The organism is Synechococcus sp. R6-5, from assembly GCF_047461775.1.
In the GTDB taxonomy this organism is placed as follows: domain Bacteria; phylum Cyanobacteriota; class Cyanobacteriia; order Thermostichales; family Thermostichaceae; genus Thermostichus.
The window spans coordinates 1-7395 of record NZ_JANSHV010000169.1 but is presented as its reverse complement, the minus strand read 5'-3'; the positions used below and the strand labels follow the sequence as shown (position 1 = coordinate 7395).

Sequence of the window (7395 nt, the reverse complement as noted above, 5' to 3'; positions counted from 1 at the left end):
AGTGGGCAAGCTGTGCCGTGTCTCCAGTCTTTGCGTTGTACCGAAAGGAGATGGAGGATGTCAACTGGACAGGGGTGTGGATCCCGGATGGGTTGCAGTTGGTATCCATTGCTCCTGAGGCCAAGGCGGTGATGCAACACTGTTATGGCGGCTACACCACCAACCTGACTCTGGAGGAGTTCACCCGCCCCGAAAACTACCTGGTTCATACCCTGGAAGGACAACCGCTCCCGGTAGGGCCGGTGCGCACTTTGATCCCTCACCCATATACCTGGAGTTTCCCCCCTGAGATCAACTGAGCTTTTGGGGGAGCAACGGCTACTACATGGGCGGTGAACCCTGGGCGGAAGAACGCTACAGCAATCTATAGAGGCTCTGAGATTTTGCGCTCCTTTAGCAGGGATCCCTCGAAGTTCTTTGCCGCTATCTGCCGTTTTGGCCGCAAACTGAAGAGAGCACCTTGGTTGCCGTTGCTGCGAACGCCTGAGGTGCCTGTGTCTTTAGATCTCAAAGAAAGCTTAAATAGCAAAGCTCAAAAGATCCATTGGACTCCATTCCGCTTACGCAAACACTAGAAATCATGGGATCCCGTTCACCGCGTCCAGCCCGGCCCATCCGTTCCGGCCGCTATCCGGCCAAAGAGCTGTGCAGCCAGTGCGGCCTCTGCGATACCCGCTACGTGGCCCACGTCAAAGAAGCCTGTGCCTTCTTGGACCAGCAACTGACCCAGTTGGAAGAACAGACCCACGGGCGATCCCGGGAATCGCTGCGCTCAGGATCCCTTGCCGTCACTGATACCGATTACTTCGGTGTCTACGAGGCGATGTACACAGCCCGCAAACGGGATCCGATCCCGGGGGCCCAGTGGACGGGCATTGTCAGCAGCATTGGCATGAAGGCCCTCACCACTGGCTTGGTGGAAGGGGTGGTGTGCGTGCAGGCGGATGAGCGGGATCGCTTTCAGCCACGGCCCATCCTGGCCCGTACCCCCGAAGCGGTCTGGGCGGCGCGAGTTAACAAGCCAACTCTTTCTCCCAACTTGTCTGTGTTGGAGCAGGTGGAGCAAAGCGGCCTCAAGCGCCTATTGGTGATCGGGGTGGGCTGCCAAATTCAGGCTTTGCGGGCGGTGGAAAAAAAACTGGGCCTAGAGAAGCTGTACGTGTTGGGCACGCCCTGTGTGGACAATGTCAGCCGTGCCGGGCTGCAAAAGTTTCTAGAAACCACCAGCCGCTCCCCACAGACGGTGGTGCACTACGAGTTTATGCAAGACTTCCACATCCACTTCAAACACGAAGATGGCTCGGTGGAAAAGGTGCCCTTCTTCGGCCTCAAGACCAAAGAACTCAAGGACGTGTTTGCCCCCTCCTGCCTCAGTTGTTTTGACTATGTGAATGCTCTGGCAGATCTGGTGGTGGGCTACATGGGATCCCCCTTGGGCTGGCAGTGGCTGCTGGTGCGCAATCAGCGGGGGCAAGAGCTGTTGGACTTAGTCTGGGAGGAGCTGGAAACCCAACCGGTGATCTCGCAGGGATCCCGGCGGGCGGCAGTGCAGCAGGGGATCCCTGCCTACGACCAAGCCCTGAGTTTGCCAATGTGGCTGGCTCGCCTCTTGGGGGCGGCAATCCAGCGCTTTGGGCCGCGCGGCCTGGAATATGCCCGCTTCTCCATCGATTCCCACTTCACCCGCAACTACCTCTACGTGCGCCGCCACTATCCGCACAAGCTAGAGCAGCACGTGCCCCCCTTCGCCCGGCGCATCGTGGAGCAGTATCAACTTCCCAAGGACTGAGAATTACGGTCATTTCGATTCAAGCCAGGACACTGCAACCACCCTAAAACTTTGAAGGAACGGGTCTATAGGGCTTTTCTCAGTGGCGCAGGCGTCTCACCCTAACCTGAAACGACCATATGCGGTCACTTCAAGTAGCCAATCAAAGGGTTTGTCGCGTTGATCCCTAGCTCCCCCTGGGAGAGAGGCCGGGGGTGATGGAGGATCGAGAATGGCTATTGATCTAAATCCTTCAGATCCTTGCCAGAAGGGATCCTCGCGGCTCCTTCATCCTATGGCTCAGCAGTAGCGGATCCCAGCTTCCGCCCAGCGATCGATAGCCTGACCTATGCGCTCGCAATCGGCAATTAGGCTAATCCGCACGTAGCCCTCTCCTCCCTCTCCAAAAGCGCTGCCGGGGGTTACGACCACGCCTGTAGATTCCAGCACCCGCAGGGCAAACTCCGTCGATCCCTCAGGGGTGCCGTCGGCAGCGCGGGGGGTAGGGATCCAGAGATACATCGTCGCCCGTGGCGGCTCGATCCGCCAGCCCAACTCCGCTAGGCGGCCGATCAGATAGTCGCGCCGGCGGCGGTAGCGCTCTTGTACCTGCTCCAGGTAGCTATCCGGCAGGCGCAGGGCAGTTTCGGCGGCCTTTTGGATGGCGGCAAAAATGCCGTAGTCGAGATTGGTTTTCAGGGTGCGCAAGCTCTGGATGATCTGGCGATTGCCCACCACAAATCCCACCCGCCAGCCGGCCATGTTGTAGGTTTTGGAAAGGGTATGGAACTCCACCGCCAAGTCCTTGGCGCCTGGGATCTGCAGCAGGCTGGTGGGCCGGTAGCCGTCAAAAGCCAGCTCGGCATAGCACAGGTCGTGCACCAGGATGAGATCGTAGCGGCGGGCAAACTCCACCACCTCCTCAAAAAAAGAGCGGGGCGCCACCGCAGCCGTTGGGTTGTTGGGGTAGTTGAAATACAGCACCCGCGCCTGCTGAGCCACTTCCGGCGGTATTTCTTGCAGATCGATCAACCACCCCTTCTGCGGGCGCAGCATCATCGGGTAGATCTGCCCGCCGGCAATCATGGGGCCGCGAAAATGGGCTGGATAGGCAGGGCTGGGCACCAACACCAGATCTCCGGGATCCACATAGGCCAGAGCCAGGTGGGTCAGCCCCTCTTTGGATCCCAGCAAAGGCAGCGCCTCTCCATTGGGATCCAGCTCCACCCCGTAGCGGCGCCAGTACCAATCCGTGATCGCCTGGCGGAAGCTGGCCGTGCCCTCAAAGGGCGGGTAGCCGTGGTGGGCGGGATCCGCAATGGCCGCCTGCGCCGCCTCCACCACCGGCTGTGGGGTGGGACCATCGGGGTTGCCCATGCCCAGATCGATCAAATCCAACCCCTGCTGGCGGGCGCGGGCCTTCAGCTCATCCAAGCGGGCGAAGACATAGGCGGGCAGCTTGTTCAGCCGCTGGGCGGGAACGAGAGCGCGGTTCATGGCAAGAATGGGGAAGGGGCACAGCCGGTGCCTGATGGGAGGATAGGTACCTAACTTACCGCCAGACCTGCACCCAAAGCAATGATCGAGATTGGCGGCTTTGGGCATCCGGGATCCCGAACAGCTAGGATAGATATCCCAAGTTATCGACGAGCCAACAGTGCCCCTACCTCTTGTGGCCATTGTGGGCCGCCCCAACGTGGGCAAATCCACCCTCGTCAACCGCATGGCGGGGGTGCGTTCGGCCATTGTGCACGATGAGCCCGGCGTGACCCGGGATCGCCTGTACCAGGAGGTGGAGTGGAACGGGCGCCGCTTGCGGGTGGTGGACACCGGCGGCCTGGTTTTTGGCGACGACAGCGAATTTCTGCCCCACATTCGCCAGCAAGCGATGGCAGCCATGGCCGAGGCGCAGGCCGTGATCTTCGTGGTGGATGGCCGAGAGGGACTGACACCCGCCGATGTAGAAGTGGCCGATTGGCTGCGCAAACAACCCCTGCCGGTGGTGGTGGCCGTAAACAAGTGCGAGTCGGGGCAGATGGGCCTGGCTCAGGCAGCAGCCTTTTGGGAGCTGGGGCTGGGGGATCCGATCCCCTGTTCCGGCATCCATGGCAATGGGGTAGCCGAGCTGTTGGAGGCGGTGCTGGCTCACTTGCCCGAAGTGACCGAAGAAACGGTGGGTGAGCCGGATCCCATTGCCGTCTCGATTGTGGGACGGCCCAACGTCGGCAAATCCAGCCTGCTCAACCGCCTGGTAGGATCCGAGCGGGCCATCGTCAGCCCCATTTCCGGCACCACCCGCGATGCCATCGACACCGTGGTCACCTGGGAAGGGCAGCCCTATCGCCTCATCGATACCGCCGGCATCCGCAAAAAAAACCGCGTGCAGTACGGCATTGAGTTCTTCAGCATCAACCGGGCCTTCAAGGCCATCCAGCGCTCGGATGCAGTGCTGCTGGTGATCGATGCTTTGGAGGGGGTTACCGAACAGGATCAGAGGCTGGCCGGGCGCATCGAAGAAGAGGGCCGCGCCTGCGTTGTCGTCGTCAACAAGTGGGATGCAGTAGAAAACAAAGATACCCACACCATCAACGAGTTCACCCGCGAGATTCGCGACAGGCTTTACTTTATTGGATGGGCGCCGCTCCTGTTTGTCAGCGCCCTCACCGGGCAACGCACCCACAAAATCTTTGAGCAGGTGAATACCGTGGTGGCCGCCCACCGCAAACGGGTTCCCACCGCTGTGGTCAACGAAGTGCTCCAGGATGCTCTTGCCTGGCAATCGCCCCCCACCAACCGCCAGGGCAAGCAGGGCAGAATTTACTACGGCACCCAGGTGGCGGATCGGCCCCCCACCTTTGTTCTGTTTGTCAACGATCCCGATTTGTTTAAGGATAACTACCGCCGCTTCCTGGAAAAGCACTTCCGGCAAAACCTGGACTTTACCGGTACCCCCATTCGCTTTCTCTGGCGCGGCAAATCCGAGCGCTTGGTTGGGCGGGCGGTGCGAAAATTGGAGAGATCCCTGACCTCTCGTTAGGCCCTCTGGTCTACTGAAAGCCTATGGCTGTGGATCCCAACGTCAAAACCCTGGTTGACAACCGTCGCGCCCGCTTCGAGTACGACATCCTGGAGACCTATGAGGCCGGGATCCAACTGACCGGCACAGAGGTGAAATCGATACGAGCGGGCAAAGCCAACCTGCAAGACGCTTTTGCCCTCTTTCGGGATGGGGAAGCATGGCTGCACAATCTGCACATCTCCCCCCATGACACCGCCAGCAAAGTGTTTAACCACGACCCTACCCGCCGCCGCAAGTTGCTGCTGCACCGCCGCGAGATCGACCGCCTACGGGGCTTGGTGGAACAAAAGGGCTTGACTGTGGTTCCCCTCAAGCTGGTGCTCAACCGCGGCTGGATCAAAGCCCATCTGGGCGTAGCCCGTGGCAAAAAGCTCCACGACAAGCGACAGGCAATCAAAGAGCGGCAAACCCAGCGGGAGATTCAGCGGGAACTGAAGGAACGATAAATTTCTCCCTGAGCCCCTGCTGGCTTCCACGTCGTTTGCCAAGCGCCTTTTTGTATTCTCAGATACAGCGATCTGCAGCGGGATCCCGATGATGGATGTAGTCTTCCGGCTTTGGATCCCTGTTCTGTTGGAGCTGCCTGTGAACTGGAATCTTACCCGCGCTTTTTCTCCCTCGAGAGGCTGGGCTATTGGCCTGGCAGTCGCCGCTCTACTGGGATCCACCCCCACAACAGCGCAAGAGACCTTCAAAGTGGGCATGGTGCTGGTGGGGCCGATGCAGGATGGCGGCTGGAGCCAGGCCCATGTGGAGGGCAGCGAATACGTCAAGGCCAAGTTGCCCGGCCTCCAGTTTGATTACCTGGATAAGGTGAACCCGGCGGATCGGCCCAATGTGCGCGCCTCCCAGGTGGCGGATGACATGATCGCCCGAGGTGCGAAGGTTATCATCTTTACTTCCGATGACCACAAAGACGACGCGATTGAAACGGCCCGCAAGCATCCTGAGATCGCAGTTATCCATGCTTCTGGGGACATGGCCTGGAAGGAAGGGAAAAATTACATCGATCTGCCCAACTTGGCCAACATCATGCCCCAGATGGAAGCGATGCGCATGGTGGCTGGCTGTGCTGCAGCCCTGGGATCCGAAACCGGCAAAATTGGCCTGTTGGGGCCTCTGATCAACGACGAAACCCGCCGTTACGCTGCTGCCGCCTACTTGGGAGCCAAATACTGCTGGGATACTTACCGGGATCGTCCCGAGCAGTTGCAATTCCGAGTGACCTGGATTGGCTTTTGGTTTAACATTCCAGGGGTCACTTTGGATCCGAGCAAGGTTGCCGATGACTTTTACAACAGCGGCTTTGATGTGGTGATGTCAGGGTTGGATACGCCGGAGGCGGCGGTACAAGGCAAGCGGGCTGCTGAGGCCGGAAAGCGAGTGCGCTACACCCACTACGGCCTGGCCAGCGGTTGTAACTTTGCGCCCGAAATTTGCCTGGGGGTTTCCTACTACAACTGGGGGCCAGGATACAAGCAATTGATCGAGGCGGCTCGTGCGGGCACCTTCGAGAGCCAATTCCTACGTCCGCCCATCGACTGGTCAGACATCAACAACCCGGACACGTCTTCGGCAGGGTTCATCATGGGAGAAGCCCTGGAGCCAGAAGATAGGGCTAAGTTGGAGGAGTTCATCGCTGGCTTGGGGAATGGCAGCATTCAGCTCTTCAAGGGGCCGCTCAACTTTCAAGATGGCACGCCCTTCTTGGCTGAGGGAGATGTGGCCAGCGAGGTCGAGATTTGGTATCTGGGCCAGTTGCTAGAGGGCATGGAGGGAGCCAGCAACTAGCGGAAGGCGTTCTAGGCTCCGGGGAGGGGGAAGAAGCGGTCGGTGGCTTTCACCCGCTGACACCAGGCTCGGATCTGAGGAAAGGGCTTGAGGTCAAACCCGCCCTGCTCCGCCACATGGGTGTAAGTGAAAAGGGCGAGATCGGCGATGGTGTAGCGGTTGCCCACAAAAAATGCTTTCCCCTGCAGGTGGCCTTCCATGATCTCCAAGGCCTCTGTTCCAGATTTCAAGTTCTGGGCGATCACGTCAGCATGGGCCTCTGCTTGGCCGGCCCGCACCCAGAAGCGAGTGGTGGCGATGTAGCGGGCAATGCGGGTTTGTTCAAAAAGCAACCACTTCAAAATCTCGGCCCGTTCCAACTTGTTTTGGCCGTAGAGGGGGGTGTCTTCTGCCAGGTAGACCAAGATCGCGGCGGACTCCGCCAAGACCGTTCCATCTTCCAGTTCCAAAGCCGGGATCTGGCCCAGGGGGTTTTTGGCCAGGTACTCGGGGCGGCGGTTTTCTCCGGCCCTGGAGTTGACTTCAACCGTCTCATAGGGAATCCCCAATTGCTTGAGGAGCAATTCCACTTTGTAGCAATTTCCGGAGGTTGGGATCCCGTACAGTCGCAACATTGTGGTTAACCTCAGCCCAAAGCACCTTACAAAGAACTTCGTCCTAACAACGCCAACGGCAACCCAATCAACAAAAACCCTCTGTCCCTAACACTTTTTTAGCAGCTTTGTCCTTCCAACTGATACATTTACGCTGAACACTG

At 59.1% G+C, this 7395-nt stretch carries 7 protein-coding genes; 5 read left to right on the top strand and 2 right to left on the bottom strand.

Annotation, left to right across the window (positions count from 1 at the left end; genetic code table 11):
- Together NW818_RS09490 and NW818_RS09485 are read left to right on the top strand one after the other, a co-directional pair.
- A partial coding sequence (locus NW818_RS09490; protein ID WP_414424409.1) for a molybdopterin-dependent oxidoreductase occupies positions 1–299 on the top strand: 299 nt, incomplete at its 5' end.
- 281 nt (positions 300–580) lie between these two features.
- Complete coding sequence (locus NW818_RS09485; RefSeq protein WP_414424408.1) at positions 581–1789, top strand: Coenzyme F420 hydrogenase/dehydrogenase, beta subunit C-terminal domain; 1209 nt, start codon at positions 581–583, stop codon at positions 1787–1789.
- Between the two features lie 279 nt (positions 1790–2068).
- Here NW818_RS09485 and NW818_RS09480 read toward each other — a convergent pair whose 3' ends face one another.
- Complete coding sequence (locus NW818_RS09480) at positions 2069–3265, bottom strand: aspartate aminotransferase (RefSeq protein WP_414415961.1); 1197 nt, start codon at positions 3263–3265, stop codon at positions 2069–2071.
- A 160-nt stretch (positions 3266–3425) separates the two neighbouring features.
- Here NW818_RS09480 and der point away from each other — a divergent pair, with 160 nt between their 5' ends.
- The 3 genes from der to NW818_RS09465 all read left to right on the top strand — a co-directional run bounded on the left by der (position 3426) and on the right by NW818_RS09465 (position 6638).
- Entirely contained in the window at positions 3426–4805 is a 1380-nt protein-coding gene (gene der, locus NW818_RS09475) for a ribosome biogenesis GTPase Der (RefSeq protein WP_414424407.1), read from the top strand.
- Positions 4806–4828: 23 nt separating this feature from the next.
- The gene (gene smpB / locus NW818_RS09470; RefSeq protein ID WP_011432891.1) at positions 4829–5293 is read left to right on the top strand and encodes an SsrA-binding protein SmpB; all 465 of its coding nucleotides are present in this window, start codon (positions 4829–4831) and stop codon (positions 5291–5293) included.
- 91 nt (positions 5294–5384) lie between these two features.
- Complete coding sequence (locus NW818_RS09465; RefSeq protein ID WP_414424406.1) at positions 5385–6638, top strand: BMP family lipoprotein; 1254 nt, start codon at positions 5385–5387, stop codon at positions 6636–6638.
- A gap of 11 nt (positions 6639–6649) precedes the next feature.
- Here the strand turns inward: NW818_RS09465 and NW818_RS09460 are convergent, their stop codons facing one another.
- Positions 6650–7252: a glutathione S-transferase family protein gene (locus tag NW818_RS09460; protein ID WP_011432893.1), complete on the bottom strand. Its 603-nt coding sequence runs from the start codon at positions 7250–7252 to the stop codon at positions 6650–6652.
- Positions 7253–7395 lie beyond the last annotated feature (143 nt).